This is a genomic window from Glaciihabitans sp. INWT7, assembly GCF_014217685.1.
Lineage (GTDB): Bacteria > Actinomycetota > Actinomycetes > Actinomycetales > Microbacteriaceae > Lacisediminihabitans.
The window spans coordinates 969334-988258 of the sequence record NZ_CP043653.1 but is presented as its reverse complement, the minus strand read 5'-3'; the positions used below and the strand labels follow the sequence as shown (position 1 = coordinate 988258).

15 protein-coding genes and 3 pseudogenes are annotated in these 18925 nt (G+C 62.8%); 10 read left to right on the top strand and 8 right to left on the bottom strand.

Annotation, left to right across the window (positions count from 1 at the left end; translation table 11 throughout):
- Positions 1-31 precede the first annotated feature (31 nt).
- Positions 32-367 (top strand): hypothetical protein, encoded by a 336-nt coding sequence (locus F1C58_RS04880; RefSeq protein ID WP_219732037.1) that lies wholly within the window; start codon positions 32-34, stop codon positions 365-367.
- Positions 368-625: 258 nt separating this feature from the next.
- Here F1C58_RS04880 and F1C58_RS04875 read toward each other — a convergent pair whose 3' ends face one another.
- Entirely contained in the window at positions 626-1291 is a 666-nt protein-coding gene (locus F1C58_RS04875; RefSeq protein ID WP_185203058.1) for a recombinase family protein, read from the bottom strand.
- Positions 1292-1506: 215 nt separating this feature from the next.
- Between F1C58_RS04875 and F1C58_RS04870 the strand changes: the two genes are divergently transcribed.
- The 7 genes and pseudogenes from F1C58_RS04870 to F1C58_RS04840 all read left to right on the top strand — a co-directional run bounded on the left by F1C58_RS04870 (position 1507) and on the right by F1C58_RS04840 (position 8278).
- Positions 1507-1839, top strand: a complete 333-nt coding sequence (locus F1C58_RS04870; protein ID WP_185203056.1) for a hypothetical protein — start codon at positions 1507-1509, stop codon at positions 1837-1839.
- 66 nt (positions 1840-1905) lie between these two features.
- Positions 1906-2205, top strand: coding sequence for a hypothetical protein (locus tag F1C58_RS04865; protein WP_185203054.1), 300 nt, complete (start codon positions 1906-1908; stop codon positions 2203-2205).
- 939 nt (positions 2206-3144) lie between these two features.
- Complete coding sequence (locus F1C58_RS04860; protein WP_185203052.1) at positions 3145-3711, top strand: recombinase family protein; 567 nt, start codon at positions 3145-3147, stop codon at positions 3709-3711.
- Positions 3712-3724: 13 nt separating this feature from the next.
- A complete protein-coding gene (locus F1C58_RS04855; protein WP_185203050.1) occupies positions 3725-5167 on the top strand; it encodes a Mu transposase C-terminal domain-containing protein in 1443 nt (480 codons plus the stop codon).
- Positions 5055-6059, top strand: coding sequence for an AAA family ATPase (locus tag F1C58_RS04850; protein ID WP_370543690.1), 1005 nt, complete (start codon positions 5055-5057; stop codon positions 6057-6059). Before F1C58_RS04855 ends, F1C58_RS04850 begins: the two co-directional genes overlap by 113 nt.
- Positions 6052-6918, top strand: a pseudogene (locus tag F1C58_RS04845) (IS256 family transposase); the annotation flags it as partial. The gene F1C58_RS04850 and the pseudogene F1C58_RS04845, both read left to right, overlap by 8 nt.
- A 67-nt stretch (positions 6919-6985) precedes the next feature.
- Entirely contained in the window at positions 6986-8278 is a 1293-nt protein-coding gene (locus F1C58_RS04840) for an IS256 family transposase (RefSeq protein ID WP_185201280.1), read from the top strand.
- Positions 8279-8382: 104 nt separating this feature from the next.
- Here the strand turns inward: F1C58_RS04840 and F1C58_RS04835 are convergent, their stop codons facing one another.
- The 3 genes from F1C58_RS04835 to F1C58_RS04825 form a co-directional block, all read right to left on the bottom strand.
- The gene (locus tag F1C58_RS04835; protein WP_185201281.1) at positions 8383-9666 is read right to left on the bottom strand and encodes an IS256 family transposase; all 1284 of its coding nucleotides are present in this window, start codon (positions 9664-9666) and stop codon (positions 8383-8385) included.
- A 117-nt stretch (positions 9667-9783) separates the two neighbouring features.
- Positions 9784-11571: a tyrosine-type recombinase/integrase gene (locus F1C58_RS04830; protein ID WP_219732036.1), complete on the bottom strand. Its 1788-nt coding sequence runs from the start codon at positions 11569-11571 to the stop codon at positions 9784-9786.
- Positions 11572-11729: 158 nt separating this feature from the next.
- Positions 11730-12440 (bottom strand): site-specific integrase, encoded by a 711-nt coding sequence (locus tag F1C58_RS04825; RefSeq protein ID WP_219732035.1) that lies wholly within the window; start codon positions 12438-12440, stop codon positions 11730-11732.
- 463 nt (positions 12441-12903) lie between these two features.
- Here F1C58_RS04825 and F1C58_RS04820 point away from each other — a divergent pair.
- Positions 12904-13125, top strand: a pseudogene (locus F1C58_RS04820) (transposase); the annotation flags it as partial.
- 332 nt (positions 13126-13457) lie between these two features.
- Here F1C58_RS04820 and F1C58_RS04815 read toward each other — a convergent pair.
- The 4 genes and pseudogenes from F1C58_RS04815 to F1C58_RS04800 form a co-directional block, all read right to left on the bottom strand.
- On the bottom strand, positions 13458-14222 hold the full coding sequence (locus tag F1C58_RS04815; RefSeq protein ID WP_185203045.1) for an SDR family NAD(P)-dependent oxidoreductase: 765 nt from the start codon (positions 14220-14222) through the stop codon (positions 13458-13460).
- A gap of 34 nt (positions 14223-14256) precedes the next feature.
- Entirely contained in the window at positions 14257-15096 is an 840-nt protein-coding gene (locus tag F1C58_RS04810) for a fumarylacetoacetate hydrolase family protein (protein ID WP_185203043.1), read from the bottom strand.
- 67 nt (positions 15097-15163) lie between these two features.
- Positions 15164-16582 (bottom strand): rhamnulokinase family protein, encoded by a 1419-nt coding sequence (locus tag F1C58_RS04805; protein ID WP_185203041.1) that lies wholly within the window; start codon positions 16580-16582, stop codon positions 15164-15166.
- Positions 16579-17487 (bottom strand): annotated as a pseudogene (locus F1C58_RS04800) (SDR family oxidoreductase); the annotation flags it as partial. The pseudogene F1C58_RS04800 and the gene F1C58_RS04805, both read right to left, overlap by 4 nt.
- A 76-nt stretch (positions 17488-17563) precedes the next feature.
- On the opposite strand from F1C58_RS04800, the gene F1C58_RS04795 reads away from it, so the two are divergent.
- A complete protein-coding gene (locus F1C58_RS04795; RefSeq protein WP_185201280.1) occupies positions 17564-18856 on the top strand; it encodes an IS256 family transposase in 1293 nt (430 codons plus the stop codon).
- The last annotated feature ends 69 nt before the right edge of the window (positions 18857-18925 follow it).

The following is an 18925-nucleotide window of genomic DNA, read 5'->3' as shown; positions in this document are numbered from 1 at the left end:
ATCCTTTCAAGCTCACAATCGCGAGGAAACGATGCGCCCCCAAACCCAATTCCCCCACAAGCTCAGCAACCAAGCACTCGATGAGCTGCTGGCTCCAATAGCCGCGCTGATTGAATACCCCGTCGACTGCTCAACCGAGACAGACCGGATCATGGCGCGGCTCGCCTACTTGGTCGGTCGAGGGCCGGCCCGTGATGGCAGAGCCGAGTTCCTCAAATCGATGTCAGTCAGCGGGATCCAGCTTTTCCTCGAGGAAGTGGAGCACGACTCCGGTGCCGAGGAGCCGAACTGGTGGCGGCTGGCGCAGTTGTTCAACGTCACCCCGAAGGAAGCGAGAGACCTGTTTCCGAACTGGAGCACGCTCTGAGTACGCTCTATCCCGCGAGTCCGTTTCTTATAGTTCGCTGGATGTTTCCTGATAAACTTGAGCTAGACGAAAAGAGTTCGTCGCATCGGTAAGCAAACAGAGGAGACATCATGGCCAAGGCGAAAAGCGAGGGACCCTCGGGCGCCCCCAAGGGCGGCAAGAAATAGCTAGCAAGCAAGCTATTTCTAACGAGCAAGGCCCCTCACGGGAGAGCACAAACGTGAGGGGCCTTTTCTCTGCCTAGAGGGCAAAGATTCCCTATTTGAGCCCACCCTTCCGCGCTTCCCTCTTCCTAGGTAACACGGCCGGGGGTTCGCCTAGCCGGAGATCGACGGACTCTGCATTCTGTTGCAACCGGCGGTGGAGCGTGGCTCGGGACATCCCCAGATCCCGGGCAACCTGCGACGGCGAACCTCCAGCGTCGATCTGTTGGCGTGCCATTTGGATCAGGCCCTCACTGAACTTTGCCCTGCGTCCACCGAGATCCTTGCCCGCTGCCCGCCTCTTGGACACGGAGTCCAGTGCACGCTCCTTCTTGATGTCGAGTTCCATTTGAGCAAGAGCGACCATCACGGTGAACAGCATGCTCCCGGTCGGCGTACTTGTATCAATTGCTTCGCCGCCAAGGTTGAGGACTTTCAGGGCCACCCCGCGATTACGCAGATCGGCCGCGAGCCTCAGCATGTTCTCGGTCGATCTTCCGAGGCGATCCAGCGTGGCCACGACCAGAGTGTCACCTGCCTCTAGCGCGGCAAGGGCTTGATCTAGAGCCGGCCTTGTCTCCCTGGCACCTGAGACGCCGTGATCGATGTAGAGATCGTCGGCGCGCACTTTCCCGAGCATGGGGTCCTTCAGATCAACTATTTGGCGGTCGCTGTCTTGCGCGCGAGTTGAAACCCGTGCGTAACCGATGTGCTTCGTCACTCGACTCCTGTGTCTCATAAGGGATTACTACTACGTCGAGCTTAGCGATTACTTATGAGACGCGTTATAAGACGGGATTACCCCCGCTCAGCTGTGAATGGTGACGGTTAATGGCTGGCTTATGGCAGAGATAAATGGCGTGGGCGGTCGCGGATTCGAGCAATCCGAATGCCGTTTACGTATCGAGCTTCTCTTGCCGACGGTAGGGTCTGCTTGTGTCGTCGAAGAAGAAGCCGTTCGAGCAGTACAGCTACTTACTCCGTGATGGCCGCCGCGTTGTCATGTTTGCTTTGTTCGAACCGAGACGCGCCACGTTGTGGCTCGTCGCTGCTGGCAAGGGCGATGCTCTTCGGCGCGCTCGGGAGCTCGGGGCACGCGATCCGCACATCGTCTCCGACTTCCGTCCTCTGGGCATAGGAATTGACGCAGCAGCCAACGATCCAAACGGTGGCGTTTTCGTCCGTAACTTTTTGCCCGACGAAGGGTCCGTGCCACTCCCACTTGCAGATCTTCGCGACTATCTTGAGGGCACGTCGCGGGCGTACTGATGAACGTGCTGCGTACTGGGTGAATACGGTGTCCTCTGCAGAACGGTGAAGTGGGAGCAGCTCTGAATGACTGACGAACATGGGGCGCAAGATGAACTCCCGGCTTATGCCTATGCTCTGTGGCACAACTACTCGGCAACGGTGAACGGATACGAGCAGGTTGAGTTCCCTCGCCTACTTGGTGTCTACTCATCACAAAGCCGAGCTGAAGAGGCTTTGACCCGGTCAGCCAAGCTTCCCGGGTTCAATGGTGAGTTGAGAAATGTTGACGACGTCGACGGCCTTGTCATTGATCGCATCGAAATTGACTACGCCTCTTGGGGCGGAGGCTTCTTTTCGCACAATTCAGAAGGGACAGAAGAGTGATTTTGTACTCCGTCTCCCATCTGCGGCCGCGTGGCGACCACAGATCGTGGCCTCTTGTTGATGTCAAACACATCGGGCTCTTCGCGTCCGAGAGTGCAGCCCGCCGGGCCATCCGGGATCTTCGGCTCGCGCCTGGATTTCGCCGCTTTCGTCACCAATTCCGAATTGAGCATGTAGAGGTGGACGCAGACCTGTACCCCGATGGTTTCGAACAGCACGCCGACTTCGCCCTCATCCCCGATAGCTGAGGAGCGCGAGCAACCCAGTCACCGTTCTCCTGATACGCGGAACTGAGTAGCGCGCGTCCTAAACCTTCACAGTCCGGGCGAGGAACTCTCCGAGCGTTGAACATTCTTTGATGCCTTCCACCAGGCGACACATGCGCGGGCTACCCCGAACGTCGATGGGGGATCTGATAATCCGTAGTCGGTGATGAGCACCTGCCGAAGTTCTCGGGTAAGTCGAACTACACCCACGCCGGATTTGAGCATCCACAGTGTCGGTATGACCAGGTCGTCATATTCGGTCGGATCGTCGCTTGGGGTTTCGCCGCAGAAAACACCTATCGGGTCCCATCTTTGGAAAATATCTGCGAGCCCAAGCGCCAGAGGGTCGAAATGTTCTCGATCGCTTTTCCCACCCATAGCAATGTGCACAAGGCAAATATATGTCCGACGAGGATGGGCAGGAACGCGTTGCAATTGCGGGCCTACTGTCACCTTTTAAGCTTGGGCGTGAACGTGAAAGCCTGTCGTTCCCGCAGGGTTGAAAGTCTGCCGCCGTGGGCTCGACGCAACGCTCTCTTACTCACGCAGGTTGTCCGGGAACGACCGTCCACGAGACACCTTGGTTACGGAGACGCCGAATCGTCGTGTTGTGTTCTATTGTCCGTGTCCGAGACCTATGTACTGGAAGGTACCTCAGAGGTACAGTTTGGCTATGGCATCTGTTGGTTACGCACGCGTCTCGACTCGAGAGCAGAATCTCGACGCGCAAACGGATGCCCTCGAAGCCGCTGCATGCGAGAAGGTGTTCGTCGAGCATGCCTCTGGGGTTCTGGCGAAACGACCGGCCTTGGATGATGCGCTTGACTACCTCCGGGATGGCGACACTCTTGTTGTCACAAAACTTGACCGGCTCGGGCGTTCTGTCCGCAACCTGAAAGAGGTAGTCGACGGGCTCGAGCAGCGAGGTGTCGGGCTGAAGGCCCTGTCCCAAGGAATTGATACGACAACTCCAGGCGGGCGGTTGTTCTTCCACATGCTTGCCGCGATCGCGGAGTTTGAGCACGATCTCATCGTCGAACGCACCAAAGACGGATTAGCAGCGGCTAGGGCCCGCGGCCGGAAAGGCGGCGGTCGCTCGAAGATGACGGTCACGAAGGCCCGGCAGGCGCGAGCGATGTATGACGAGAAGACGTACACGGTGCAGCAGATTGCAGAGACATTCGGGGTTTCGCGCGGCACAATCTACCGGCACCTCGGCGACGATGTCAGCCCCGCATAGGCGATGATTTCCCGTGGTGCAGAGAACGGTCGAGACGAAACTTGCCCTCCTACGCCAACACGATGACGGAACCCCCTGGACCCGGATCGCCGCCGTGTCGGGGGTGCCGGTTCGCACGCTCACTCGGTGGGCGAGCAAGGACCGAAACGATCCCACCTCTCATGGGCTGGAGCGTTCCCGCCGGGTCGACCGTGGTACGAGGCGGATCGCGGCCGAGCTGGTCGAGGTGATCGAAGCTCTGGCGCTGCGCCGGCCGGAACCTACCGCGGCGTTCATTCATCGCCGGGTCAGCGACATCGCCCAAGACCGGAGCCTTCCTGGACTGAGCTACAGCAGCGTCCGCGCAGTGATCGCAGCTCTTGACCCGGGTCTTCGCACCCTCGCCCAGCACGGCGACGCCGCATACAGGGACCGGTTCGAGGTAGTCTTCCGCCGCAATGCGGGGCGCCCGAACGAGCAATGGCAAGTCGACCACACCCTCCTCGACATCGCCATCCTCGATAAGGCAGGCAGTCCGGTGAGGCCCTGGTTGACCATCGTTCTGGACGACCACTCCCGCGGTGTCGCCGGCTACACCGTCTTCATCGGCGCCCCGACAGCGGAGCAGACTGCGCTTGCCCTGCATCAGGCTGTCAACCGGAAGACAAACCCGGCGTGGCCCATCTGCGGCCTGCCCGATGTGCTTTACAGCGACCACGGATCGGATTTCACCTCAGCCCGCCTGGAGCGCGTCTGCCTCGATACCCACATCCGGCTTATCCACTCCCGGATCGGTGTCCCGCAGGGCCGCGGCAAGATCGAACGGTTCTACGGCACCATCACCACCGAGCTGCTCCCGCACCTCCCCGGCCATATTCCGCACGGAACGGGCGGGCACCCCATCAGTGCGCCGACGCTGACCCTGAGACAACTCGATGGGATCTTCGAACAGTTCATCGTCAGCGACTACAACCAACGTTCCCACTCCCAAACCGGCGAAGCGCCCTCGAAGCGGTGGGCCGCGTCCGGGTTCATCCCACGAAGCCCCGCCCACCCGGAGGACCTCGATCTTCTCCTTCTTACTGCGACGGCGACACGGAAGGTGCAGCGCGACGGCATCCAGTTCGCCTCGACCCGGTATGTCTCACCGATCCTTGCTGCCTACGTGGGCGAGAACGTCACGGTGAGGTTCAACCCGCGCGACATCGCCGAGATTCGGGTCTACTTCGATGACAGCTTCCTCTGCCGCGCCATCGCCCCGGAACTTGCGGCCGACTCCGTCTCCCTTCAGGAACTGCAAGCAGTTCGTGCGCGGCGCCGCCGAGACCTGAAAAAGCAGCTTCGACAACGGCGGAGCCTCGCCGATGCCCTTCCGGACGACACCCGCTATGCACCCGCCGAAGACACCGAACCTGAGCCCGTGCCGCCGCCCGCACCGGCTCCGCGATCAGGATTGCGTCTCTATGCCACCGACTGAGTCCGGCCGCAGCATCCTCGGCAACAACGACGACGGCCGCCGGTTCCTTACCGAAAGAGTTGGTGAGGTCAACACCACCCCCGTTCGGAAAACCGGGTTGCCCCCATTCCAGACCACGCGAGAACACCGTCGCTTTACGGAATTCGCGGACACCGTCCGCGCTCACCGCTACATCGGTCTCTGCTGGGGCCCACCCGGTGTGGGGAAGACCCTCTCTGCGCGGCACTACGCCGGCGCCGACGACTGGGAACAATGGCAGCACATCTTCGACGATGACCTTGGCCCCGTCCCGGCGCGCGTCCTCGACGCCCACACCGCCTTCTTCACACCCAGCGTTGCCGCAACCATCCGGGAAATCGACCGCGGCCTGCCCACCGCTTGCCAACGAATCTCGTTCGCCATCGACTACCACGAGCACGGCCTCGTCGACCCCTACGTCCACACCGACTCCCGCTCCAGCGGACGCACAGAACTGCTCATCATCGACGAAGCCGACCGCCTCAAAACAACCGGCCTCGAGCAAGTCCGTGACTACTTCGACCGCCATAACATGGGCGTCATCCTTATCGGCATGCCAGGCATCGAGAAACGCCTCGCCCGCTACCCACAGCTCTACAGCCGCATCGGCTTCGCCCACGAATACCGGCCCCTCACCCCAGACGAACTCACCGCCGTCCTAACCAGCCGGCTTCCCGCCAGCGACACGGCAACTGACGGCGGAATCGGTCACGCCACAGCAATCGCTACCGTCGTCCGGATCACCGGCGGCAACTTCCGCCTCGTCGACCGGCTGGTCACTCAAATCGAACGAATCCAGGCGCTAAACAACCTCAATGCACTCACACCCGAAGTCGTGGACGCCGCCCGAGAAGCCCTGCTCATTGGCCACTAAACGGTGCGGAAATCACGCCACTTACCGCTGCGACTCACACCGCGATTTCGACACCCGCTCCGGCACGATCGATGTTCAGATACCGAAGCTGCGGCAGGGCACCTACTTCCCCGACTGGTTGCTGGAACGACGCCGCCGCGCCGAACGTGCCCTGACGACAGTGGTCGCGACCTGTTACCTCCTCGGCGTTTCGACGAGGCGAATGGAGAAACTTGTCGACTCCCTCGGCATCACATCATTGTCGAAATCGCAAGTCTCGGTGATGGCCCGCGATTTGGACGAACACGTTGCCGAGTTCCGCTCCCGACCGTTGGATGCTGGCCCCTACACGTTCGTGGCCTGCGACGCCCTCACGATGAAAGTCCGTGAGGGCGGCCGGGTGGTCAACGTCGCCGTGCTGGTCGCCACCGGCGTCAACGGCGACGGGCACCGCGAAATCCTCGGCCTGCAAGTCGCCACCACCGAGGACGGGGCCGGATGGTTGGCGTTCTTCCGCGACCTCACCGCCAGGGGCCTGGCCGGGGTGAAACTCGTCACCTCCGACGCCCACGCCGGCCTTGTCGCAGCAACCGCCGCGACACTGCCCGGGGCGGCCTGGCAACGCTGCCGAACCCACTACGCCGCGAACCTGATGAGCACCGTCCCAAAGAGCTCCTGGCCCTGGGTGAAAACACTCCTGCACAGTGTTTACGACCAACCCGATGCCGAGTCGGTGCACGCCCAATTCGACCGGGTCCTCGACGCCCTCGAGCACAAACTGCCGAAAGCGTTCGCCCACCTCGATGCCGCCCGAGCCGACATCCTCGCCTTCACCGTGTTCCCCAAAGAGCTTTGGCGACAGATCTGGTCGGGTCTGTAAGAAATCTTGTGTAATTGGTTCGGCGTGACATCCGCGGCTGGGAGCTGTGGGATGGGAACAATGACGCATGAGCAGAGATATTCAGAAGCATCTTCGCTTTGATCCTGAGACGGGCCGGCCGTTGCCGGCGGAGACCGATTTCGCCGCGTTAGCGGCGGAGCTCGTCGAGTCGGCTAAGGGGCAGGGCATCGAGTTGACTGGGCCGAATGGGCTCCTGACGGGGTTGACCCGGCAGGTGTTGCAGACAGCTCTTGAGGTCGAGATGTCTGACCATCTGGGTTATGACAAGCACGACTTCGACGGCCGCAACGGGCAGAACTCGAGGAACGGGTCGACGCCGAAAACGTTGCGGACCGAGATCGGTGAAGTGACGGTCCAGATTCCGAGGGATCGGCAGGGAACTTTCGAGCCGGCGATCGTGCCGAAATATCAGCGTCGCATCGCGGGCTTCGATGAGGCCGTCGTCTCGCTTTATGCGAAAGGGCTCACGACCGGCGATATCCAGGCCCACCTCTCCGACGTGTATGGGCAAGATATCTCCCGGGAGCTGGTGTCGAAAGTCACCGACCGGGTCGTGGCCGACATGGAGGTGTGGCAGGCAAGGCCCCTGGATCCGGTGTATCCAGTGATCCTCATCGACGCGATCGTGATGAAGGTTCGGGATGGGCAGGTCGGCAACCGACCCGTGTATGTGGCGCTCGGAATCGACCTCGATGGCCACCGCGACGTGCTGGGCATGTGGGTTGGACCGACCGGTGGTGAGGGATCGAAGCAATGGATGAACATGCTCACCGAGCTGAAGAACCGCGGCGTCGCCGATGTCCTGTTCGTCTGTTGTGACGGGCTGAAGGGCCTGCCGGACTCGATCCTCGCGACCTGGCCGATGGCGACCGTTCAAACCTGTGTCGTGCATTTGGTGCGCAACAGCCTGCGGTTCGCGTCCAGGAAGTATTGGAAACCGATCGCGGAGAGGTTGAAGCAGGTCTACCAGGCGCCGACGGTGAAGGCGGCAGAGCAACGCTTCGACGAGTTTGCGAAGGAATGGGAACCCATCTACCCGGCGATGATCGCGATGTGGCGGCGGTCGTGGGGTGAGTTCACCCCGTTTCTCGACTACCCGTTAGAGATCAGGAAGCTCATCTATACGACAAACGGGATCGAGTCGTTGAACGCGAGATTCAGAGCCGCGACCAGGCGTCGCGGCCACTTCCCCAACGAACAATCCGCACTGAAAGTGATGTATCTCGCGATCATCGAACGACGCCACAACCGGGCCAATCCGACAGGCGAGATCAACGGGTGGAAAGCTATTCTTAACACCCTCGCAATGACCTACGGCGACCGCCTAGGACTCAACTAGCCGATGACCAGTTACACAAGAAATCTGACAGACCCATCTGGTCCAACAACCCGAACGAGATTAACCGGGTCTGTCTCGTTAACGGTGTTTCCGGCGGTTTTCATTTAGTAGGTTTCCGCGGCCGGCCAGCGGTCTTGGAAGGTGATGGCGAACGCGTTCAGCGCGGGCTTCCAGCGCATCGTCCATCGGGCTCGTCCCGCGCCTGTCGGGTCGAGTGATCTGGTGACAAGATACAGGCACTTCAGCGCGGCCTGCTCGGTGGGGAAATGACCGCGTGCTCGCACCGCCCGCCGGTATCGGGCGTTCAGGGATTCGATCGCGTTGGTGCTGCAGATCACGCGGCGAATTTCTTCGTCGTAGTCCAGGAACGGGATGAACTCCTCCCACGCGGACTCCCACAATCTGGTGATGGCACCGTATCGTTTGCCCCATTTCTGGGTCAGCTCCTCGAGCGCCGTCCGCGCGGCCGTCGGGTTCGGTGCCGTATAGATCGGCTTCACATCCCGTTTGAGGGCGTCCCAGTCTTTCTTCGACGCGAGTTTGAAGGTGTTGCGGATCAGATGGATGATGCAGGTCTGCACCGTCGTCAACGGCCACACATTTGAGACAACATCTGGCAGGCCTTTCAGCCCGTCGCAGACGAGGAAGAAGGTGTCCGTCACGCCCCGGTTCTTGATGTCCGTCAGGACACTCATCCAGAACTTCGCCCCCTCACCCCCGGTTCCAGCCCACAAGCCCAGAACCTCCTTCTCACCCTCCAGGCTCACCCCGATCGCCGCATAGATGGGCCTGTTGGCTACTTGCCCGTCACGAATCTTCACCACGATGGCATCGATGAAGATCGCCGCGTAGACGCCGTCCAGCGGACGGTGAGACCATTCGTTCATCTCCTCCGACACCTTGTCGGTGATCCTGGAGATCGTCTCCTTCGATACCTGGGCGTCATAGATCTGCGCGAAGTGCGCACTGATCTCCCCGGTCGTTAACCCGTGGGCATACAGCGAGAGGACCATCTCGTCGACCCCGGTCAGGCGCCGTTGGCGTTTCCGCACAATGACGGGCTCAAAAGTTCCGTCCCGATCCCTCGGCACATCGATTTGGACATGCCCGGTCGCCTCGGTCAACACCGTCTTGGGTCTTGTTCCGTTGCGAACGTTCGAGGACTCACGTTCGGGCTCTGCCCGGTTCTTGTCGTGACCGAGGTGTTCGGTCATTTCCTCATTCAACGCCGTTTCCAGCACGGTCTTGGTGAATTGCTTCAGCAACCCGTCGGGCCCGGTCAGGGACAAGCCCTGCTCCCTCGCCAGACGCACCAGCTCGACCGCCGCAGCCTCCTCAGCAGACGGCTCAGATTTCTTCGATTTCACATCATCAAGTGTCGTCATCATCACGGCACCTTCCCCGCTGAAACTTCGTTCAGCGCGTCAGGCCGGAAACACCGTTTAATACACAGTCCCGATTAACCGGCTCTCGTTGTCAGGTCAAGAGGATGGTGGTTTTCGGTGTCACCGTCGGAGTTGGCGGAGGTGGCTGGTGAGGGCTGCCGCGGTGGTGGTGTGCCTGGCTGCTTCACCGTCCCAGCCGCGTTGTTCGGCATCGGCTTTGAGCGCGTGGATGTCGTCGAGCTGCTCGGTGAGTACGTCGGTGAATTCGGGGCCGGTCGTGAAGTTGGCGCAGTTCTCGCAGATGTTCGCATAGGAACAGGCGCCGGCGCTTTCGTGCCGGGAGCAGTATCCGTGGGCGACCCGGGTTTTGATCATCTCGCTGTTGAGCCAAGCCACTTTGTCGGGAACGATCGGGCGGCCGACCGGAGTGAGGGTGAGTTGTCGGCGCATTTTTCCGACGGCGTCGTCATAGGCGACTCGAAGCGTCGGCGAAGCGAGGGTGGCATAGCGGACGGTCATTTGGGCGGTCGCGTGGCCCAGTAGCGCCATCAGCGCTTGCAGGCTCATCCCGGCGTTGGCGAGCTCGGTGGCCCAGGTGTGGCGGAGTTGATGCGGGGTCACCATCAGGCCAGACCCATCGGCGCCGCGCAGTCCCGCAGCGGTGCTAGCGGAGATCAGGGCGTTGCGGATCCGGGTTGGACCCAGTCGTCGGCCGTGGTTGGTGAAGAGGAAGTCTGTGACCGTGCCGGTCCGGGGGTGGGGCAGTGCCCGTGAGGGACCGCGCTGCCCAGTCCATTGGTCGAGGGCGGCCAGCGCGGTCGCGTCCAGGGGCACCATCCGCTCGGTGGCGAGTTTGCCGAGGGGGACTTTCAGCCAGGAGCCGGCGGGGCCGTAGTCATAGACGCTTCCCAGTTCCAGGTCGAGGAGCTCACCGATGCGCAACCCTGTGTGGCGCAGTACTGTCACCGCGACGCGGGCGAAAGGATCGTCGAGGGCGTCAACGGCTGCCATCAACGCCGCGTCGATGTCGGGGGCGAGAGCACGCGGCAGCGGCTGATCGAGCTTGGGAATGTCCGCCCGGAATACCAGCCGGCGTGTGGGGACGTCCTCCCAGCCCCAGTCGGTGATGTCGTCGAGCATGTTCCGCAGCGTCAACACCGCCGCCTGCGCGACGGCGGTCGAGACGGTGCGGCCAGCGCCAGCGCCAGCATGGCGGCCGCGCCAGGGCCGGTGGCGGTTCCAGATCAGATAGGCCTCGATGTGGTGGCGTCGGAGGTGGCGGAGATGTCGTATCTCCGGGGCGTGGGCGGTGAGGTATTCCGCAAACGGCAGCAGGTCATTGATCAGGCAGTCCACCGTGCTGGGGCGGGACACTGCGGAGCGGACGGTGACGTAACGCAGGAACATCTTGCGCAACGAGGGCGCCATTTCCACTGCCGCGAAACGTTCCTCGTAACTCGACGCGGTAGGCCGGCGTCGAGGTGGCGTGTCGATCACTTTGGTGTCGAAGAGGATTGCTCTCAGCCCTGCCAGCCGTGCGCGGTAGGCGCGGAGCATCGACGGCTTCAGTGTTGTCGTGGCGATGAGCCCCGTTTCGAACGTGTCGATGATGTCGGTGGTGAGCTGCGCCGTTGTTCCACCCGTCCAGGCCAGGAGCACGGCTAGGCCTTCGCCGAGTAGTGTTTTCACCCATTTCGATGTCCACCCGAGCTGGATGCCGGCGGCGCGCATCTGGGCGAATCCATCCGGGTCGCGCGTCTCGATCGCTGCGCCGATGCCTGTGAGGTTCTTCGCTCCAATCAGTTCCAAGTCCAGTAGCAGGCCTGTGTGGGCGACGGCGTAGACGATGACGGGCCAGGCGCCGGTGCGAGCAAGCTCCTCGCAGCGAGACAACGCTGGGAGCTTCATCCATTCGACAAGGTCTGGGTGATTGCCAAGGAAGGCGTCAACGATCCGAGCGCGGTCCCGCATGGCCCTGGGCGTAAGCCCGAGAACCGACAAATTATCGAGGTAGCCGTCTCGCAGCGTCAGCGCTGGCGGCAGGGATGTGGTGGGCATGATGATTGTCATCGGGAGGTGGCGGCGAGGGTTGCGCGGGCGGCGCCGTATTCGGCGGCAAGGTGTTCGATACTCAGGTGGACGTATCGGGCGGTGGTGTCCGGGGAAACGTGGCCCATCAGCTCCCGCAGTGCCAACAGGTCGATACCGGCCGAGGCCAGCTCGGTGCCATAGGTGTGCCGCAAACGGTGGGGACGCACCCGGATCGCCCCGGATGACTCCCGGTGGCGGCGGAACACCCCGCGCAGCCCCGCTTCGGTCAACGGTTGTCCCGTGGTTGGCCCCCTCAACACGAGGAAACACTCCGATGATTTCACTCCGGTGGGACGTTCGTAACGCAGGTAGGCGGCAACCTCGGTGAAGAAAGCACCATCGACGGGGACATGGCGCTCCTTCGATCCTTTACCCACGACACGCAGGCGGCGGCGCCCGAGATCGACGTCGGATAGTTGCAGCCCACGCACTTCCGCGGCCCGCAAACCGCCCAGCAGCATCACCAACACGATCGCGCGGTCGCGGTGCGTGTCCAGCGAACGCAGGAAACGGTCGACGTCGCTAACGGGCAGCGATTCCGGCAGCATCTGGGGCTGACGCACCAACCGGCCCCCGCCGCGTGAGCGTCCCGCGCCCAGATGCCCCAGCAGGCCCCGGGTCGAGGCGCCCGGGATGCTGCGCCGTCGCGGAGACGGCACGGGATTGCTGGGGCAGGTGCCGGCCATGACCAAGTATTCGAACAACGCCCTGCCGCCGCGACCCGGCGATTGGCTGTTGCCGCTGCCGCAGTGCGCACTGCGCCCCGAGGTTCCTCGGCCCGGTCAGATGTGCCGTGTGAACGAACGCCCTGCCAGTCGATCCATTCGAAAACTATCATCGGCGAGACCTCGACAAGGGTGCTGCCTCTCGCCAACAGGAACCGGGCGAAGTTGACGATGTCGAACGCGTAGGAGCGGACCGTGCTCGGGCTGAACGCCCGAGAATCGAGGTGACCGAGAAAAGCATTCGCTGACGCGGCGTCGCCCCAATCGCCAACGATGCGAAACGTGTCCTCGAGCTTCCTCGCTGAAACGGTCATAGCCTGAACTCCTTCGTCCGTCGGTCTCCACCAGCTTCCACCCCAACACTCGCGGAACCCTCGTCATTGGGAATGTCGAGAGGGACGTGTCGTTCGAGAGCCGGTTAACAGATAGACTCAACCGGGAGATCCGCCGCCGCACCGACGTTGTTGGGATCTTCCCCAACCGGGACGCGATCATCCGCCTCGTCGGCGCTGTCCTCGCCGAACAACACGACGAATGGGCCGAGTCCCGCCGCTACCTCGGCCTCGACGCCCTCACCAAATCCCAGACCGTCGGCACCAACCAACCCGAGGAGGTGACCCCGGACCTCCACGCCCTCAGCGCATAACAACACGAAGGATCACAGAAAAATCGATACACCACTACAAAAGACTTGACCAGGAATGGTAGATACGGTGCCGAACTGCCACAGCCGGTTGAACAGGAAAACCCCGACCACGGTTCTGCCTTCCGTGGCCACCATCCACGTGCCGGTGCGCCACTGGGCCGGATTGCCTCGGACCGTCAAACACGTCTTCCGGCTTCAGTACCCAGCTGAACGAGGTCTTTCGCACCGCCAGCTCGAAGCTGCGGGCGTCCGGGCCGGAGCCGTATTCAAGCTCCGATGCCGGCAGCTCGTCCGCGTCGCCAGCATAGGCGGGTCGATGACAGGCCGCTTGCCTACTCCGGTCGTAACCGCAGGTTCTGCATGCCGCCGTCGACCGCGAGGGATGTGCCGGTCGTCGACCCCGAGCGAGGGCTCGCGAGGTAGGCGACCGCGTCGGCCACCTCATCCGCACTGACCAGGCGCCCGTGCGGCTGACGGGCTTCGAGGGCTGCTCGCTCCGCGGCCGGATCGGCCGCCGAGTCGAGAAGGCGCCCGACCCAGGGGGTGTCTGCGGTTCCCGGATTGACGCAATTGACCCGGACGCCCTCGCGAAGGTGATCGGCGGCCATCGCGCGGGTCAATGAGAGTACAGCGCCCTTCGAGGCGCTGTACAGCGCTCGCATCGGCAGTCCGGCGGTCGCGGCGATGGAGGCGGTGTTCACGATGGCCGCTGACGGCGACTTGCGCAAAAACGGGAGTGCCGCGCGGCTGACCCGAGCCATGCCCACCACGTTGATGTTAAAGACTCGAAGCCACTCGTCATCGTCGTTGTCGGCCACCGTGCCGTGCGCGCCGATACCGGCGTTGTTGATCACGATGTCGATGCGGCCGAACTTCTCGGCGACTGCGGCGATCGCCGCTCGCACAGAGGCGTCGTCGGCCACGTTGGCGGAGACGGCGAAGTAGGCGGCATCCGCTGCCTCCGGCTGGAGGTCGAGCACAGCAACCTGGGCACCGCCATCGTGCAGTCGTCGGGCTATGGCCGCTCCGATTCCGGAGGCGCCGCCGGTGACGACGGCGACGAGGTCACCGAATTCTGGACGAGAGGCTTTGCTCATGGTGACTCCTGTGTCGGTGCTGCGGTGAGAAGGTTCAGACGAACAATTGGCGCTGGCGGCCGAGGCCGTCGATCTCGATCTCGCAGACGTCACCGGCCTTCAGGTAGGGAAAACGGCCGGAGAGGGCGACGCCCTCCGGGGTCCCGGTGAGCACGAGGTCTCCCGGTTCGAGGGTGAGGAACTGACTCAGGTGCCAGATGATGTGGTCGACGTCGAAGATCAGGTCGGCCGTCGACGAATCCTGGCGCGGTTCGCCGTTCACCCAGCTTCGCAGTCGGAGGGCGCGATAGTCGACCTCATCGGGCGTCACGAGCCACGGTCCGGTCGGGTTGAATCCCGGAGCCGACTTGCCTTTCGACCATTGGCCCCCCGACAGTTCGAGCTGGAACTCGCGCTCGGAGAGGTCGTTCGCCACGACGAACCCGGCGATGTGATCGATGCTGTCCGCGGGCGACTCGAGGTAGGACGCGCGCTTCGAAATCACGACGCCGAGCTCGACCTCCCAGTCGGTCTTCACGCTCTTTCGCGGGATCACGACGTCGTCGTTTGGCCCGACTACCGTGTTTGGCGTCTTGAGGAACATGATCGGGATGGTGGGCGGCAGCGATCCACTCTCGGCAGCATGGGCCGCGTAATTCATGCCGATGCAGATGACCGCACTCGGTCGAACAATGGGCGACCCGATCCGATCGCCGGCGGTCTCGATTACCGGGAGGATACCCGCCGCGAGGGCCTCGCGCACGCGGTCGACACCGTCCGCCTCCAGGAACTGCCCGGTGATATCGGCGGTGATACTGCTGATGTCGTAGCTGGCCTGGTCGATGATCGCGACCGGCCGCTCCTGGCCGAGCGCTCCGATGCGGGCGAATTTCATGGGCAACCTTCACTAGAGTGCAACACTGACGGCACGAACATCCGATGATCCTAACTTTGCCCGGGGCTCAGCGAGCCGGGGTGAACCGCTGCGGCGAAAAGGCAGACGCCACGAGCGACCGAAGCGCCTCGAGGGATCCCGTGACGAACCCCTGTGCTCGCGCCTGTATGAGCACGTTGCCGATGGCGGTCGCCTCGACCGGGCCGGCGAGGACGGGAATACCGCTCAGGGTGGCGGTCAATTGACAGAGCAGCTCGTTCTGCGATCCGCCACCGACGATATGGATCACGTCTACGCGAATTCCGGACAGCTCGGACGCCGTGCGCACCGCATCCGAGAACGCAGCAGCCAAAGACTGGACAATGCTGCGCACAAACTCGGGCCGGGACTGCGGTGCCGCCCGACCGTGCTCTGAGAGCCACTCCGCGATGCGGGTTGGCATGTCACCGGGAGGGAGAAATCGCGGGTCGTTCGCATCGAACAGGGGAACGGTGCTCGTCACCGCGGATGCCTGCGCAAGCAGCGCCGGGAGGTCGATCGTGTCGCCGCCGCGCTCCCAGGAACGAACCGACTCCGAGAGCAGCCAGAGCCCCATCACGTTGTGCAGGTAGCGCACCCGGCCGTCGACGCCGCCCTCATTGGTGAAGTTCGCGAGCCGTGATGACTCGCTGAGAACCGGATGCTCCAGCTCGACGCCGACGAGCCCCCAGGTGCCACAGCTGATGTAGGCGAAGTTCGGCGTGGCGGCTGGGATCGCGACCACTGCCGACGCGGTGTCGTGCGACCCGACGGCGACGATGTTGAGGCTTCCAGGAATCCCGAACTCGGTGGCCATCGACGGCAGTAGCGTGCCGATTGACGAGCCCGGCGAGACCAGCGGCGCGAGCAGTCCTGCGGGCAGGCCGAGGCGGGAAATGAGCGTCTCATTCCACTCCCCGGTGGTGATGTCGAGAAGTCCCGTCGTCGAGGCGTTGGTGCGCTCAGCGAAGTGTTCGCCGGTGAGCCAGAAGTTGATCAGGTCGGGGATGAGAAGCAGCGAGTCCGCAAACCCCAGCATGCCGGAGTCACGCTCGGCCTCGAGCTGGTACAGGGTGTTGAACGGCAGGTACTGCAGTCCGTTTGCCGCGTACAGCTGCTCGGCCGAGACGGCCGAGTGGGTGGTTTCGACGGCGGCGACAGTGCGGTCGTCCCGGTAGTGGAACGGGGCGCCGAGCATCCGTCCGCCGCGCAAGAGCCCGTAGTCGACGGCCCAGGAGTCAACTCCGGCGCTGGCGAGTCCGGGCTCTTCGCGGGCGGCGGCGGCGAGGCCGGCGGTGACGTTGCGAAACAGCTCGAGGATGTTCCAGTGCAGGCCGTCCGGGGTGCGAACCGGCAGGTTGGGGAAGCGTGCGACCGGTCGAACGCTCAACTCGTTGTGCCCGACGAAGCCGAGCATCACCCTGCCACTTGTCGCGCCGAGGTCGACTGCCGCGACTGCCTCAGTCATCGCAGGAACGCCGCCGCCACGCCGGCATCGACCGGGATGTGCAGTCCGGTGGTGTGGCTGAGATCCGACGTGCACAGCACGAATACGGCGTTGGCCACGTTCTCGGGTAGCACCTCTCGCTTCAGAAGCGTCCGCTGGGCGTAGTACTTGCCCAGATCCTGCTCGTCGACGCCGTAGACGGCGGCGCGTTTGGCACCCCAGCCTCCGGCGAAAATTCCGGACCCGCGCACGACCCCGTCGGGGTTGATGCCATTTACCTTGACGCCGTATTCACCAAGCTCGGCTGCCAGCAGCCGCACCTGGTGTGCCTGGTCTGCCTTGGTCGCGGAGTAGGCGATGTTGTTGGGGCCGGCGAATACGGAGTTCTTTGAGGAGATGTAGATGATGTCCCCACCGAGCTTCTGGTCGATGAGCACCTTCGCGGCGGCGCGGGAGACCAGAAACGATCCCTTTGCCATCACGTTGTGCTGCAGGTCCCAGTCGGCGACGGTGGTCTCGAGCAGGCTCTTGGAGAGCGAGAGGCCCGCGTTGTTCACCACGAGGTCGAGTCCGCCGAACGCCAGCACCGCGGCATCCACCGCTGCCTGCACCTGCAGCTCATCCGTGACGTTCGCCTGCACGCCGATCGCGACATCAGAGTTGCCGATCTCGGATGCCGCGGCCTGGGCCTTCCCGAGGTCGAGGTCGGCGATCACGACACAGGCTCCCTCCGCGGCGAGACGGGTGGCGATGGCCTTGCCGATTCCGGATGCCGCCCCGGTGACGAGCGCGACGCGCGTCGCGAGGGGCTTGGCCTTCGGCATCCGCTGCAACTTGGCCTCTTCGAGGGCCCAGTACTCGATGCGGAACTTCTCCGCCTCGTCGATCGGCGAGTAGCGGGAGATTGCCTCAGCGCCCCGCATCAGGGTCTGTAAGAAATCTTGTGTAATTGGTTCGGCGTGACATCCGCGGCTGGGAGCTGTGGGATGGGAACAATGACGCATGAGCAGAGATATTCAGAAGCATCTTCGCTTTGATCCTGAGACGGGCCGGCCGTTGCCGGCGGAGACCGATTTCGCCGCGTTAGCGGCGGAGCTCGTCGAGTCGGCTAAGGGGCAGGGCATCGAGTTGACTGGGCCGAATGGGCTCCTGACGGGGTTGACCCGGCAGGTGTTGCAGACAGCTCTTGAGGTCGAGATGTCTGACCATCTGGGTTATGACAAGCACGACTTCGACGGCCGCAACGGGCAGAACTCGAGGAACGGGTCGACGCCGAAAACGTTGCGGACCGAGATCGGTGAAGTGACGGTCCAGATTCCGAGGGATCGGCAGGGAACTTTCGAGCCGGCGATCGTGCCGAAATATCAGCGTCGCATCGCGGGCTTCGATGAGGCCGTCGTCTCGCTTTATGCGAAAGGGCTCACGACCGGCGATATCCAGGCCCACCTCTCCGACGTGTATGGGCAAGATATCTCCCGGGAGCTGGTGTCGAAAGTCACCGACCGGGTCGTGGCCGACATGGAGGTGTGGCAGGCAAGGCCCCTGGATCCGGTGTATCCAGTGATCCTCATCGACGCGATCGTGATGAAGGTTCGGGATGGGCAGGTCGGCAACCGACCCGTGTATGTGGCGCTCGGAATCGACCTCGATGGCCACCGCGACGTGCTGGGCATGTGGGTTGGACCGACCGGTGGTGAGGGATCGAAGCAATGGATGAACATGCTCACCGAGCTGAAGAACCGCGGCGTCGCCGATGTCCTGTTCGTCTGTTGTGACGGGCTGAAGGGCCTGCCGGACTCGATCCTCGCGACCTGGCCGATGGCGACCGTTCAAACCTGTGTCGTGCATTTGGTGCGCAACAGCCTGCGGTTCGCGTCCAGGAAGTATTGGAAACCGATCGCGGAGAGGTTGAAGCAGGTCTACCAGGCGCCGACGGTGAAGGCGGCAGAGCAACGCTTCGACGAGTTTGCGAAGGAATGGGAACCCATCTACCCGGCGATGATCGCGATGTGGCGGCGGTCGTGGGGTGAGTTCACCCCGTTTCTCGACTACCCGTTAGAGATCAGGAAGCTCATCTATACGACAAACGGGATCGAGTCGTTGAACGCGAGATTCAGAGCCGCGACCAGGCGTCGCGGCCACTTCCCCAACGAACAATCCGCACTGAAAGTGATGTATCTCGCGATCATCGAACGACGCCACAACCGGGCCAATCCGACAGGCGAGATCAACGGGTGGAAAGCTATTCTTAACACCCTCGCAATGACCTACGGCGACCGCCTAGGACTCAACTAGCCGATGACCAGTTACACAAGAAATCTGACAGACCCACACCTGGACCCTCAGATCTGGAACGCACTCCCG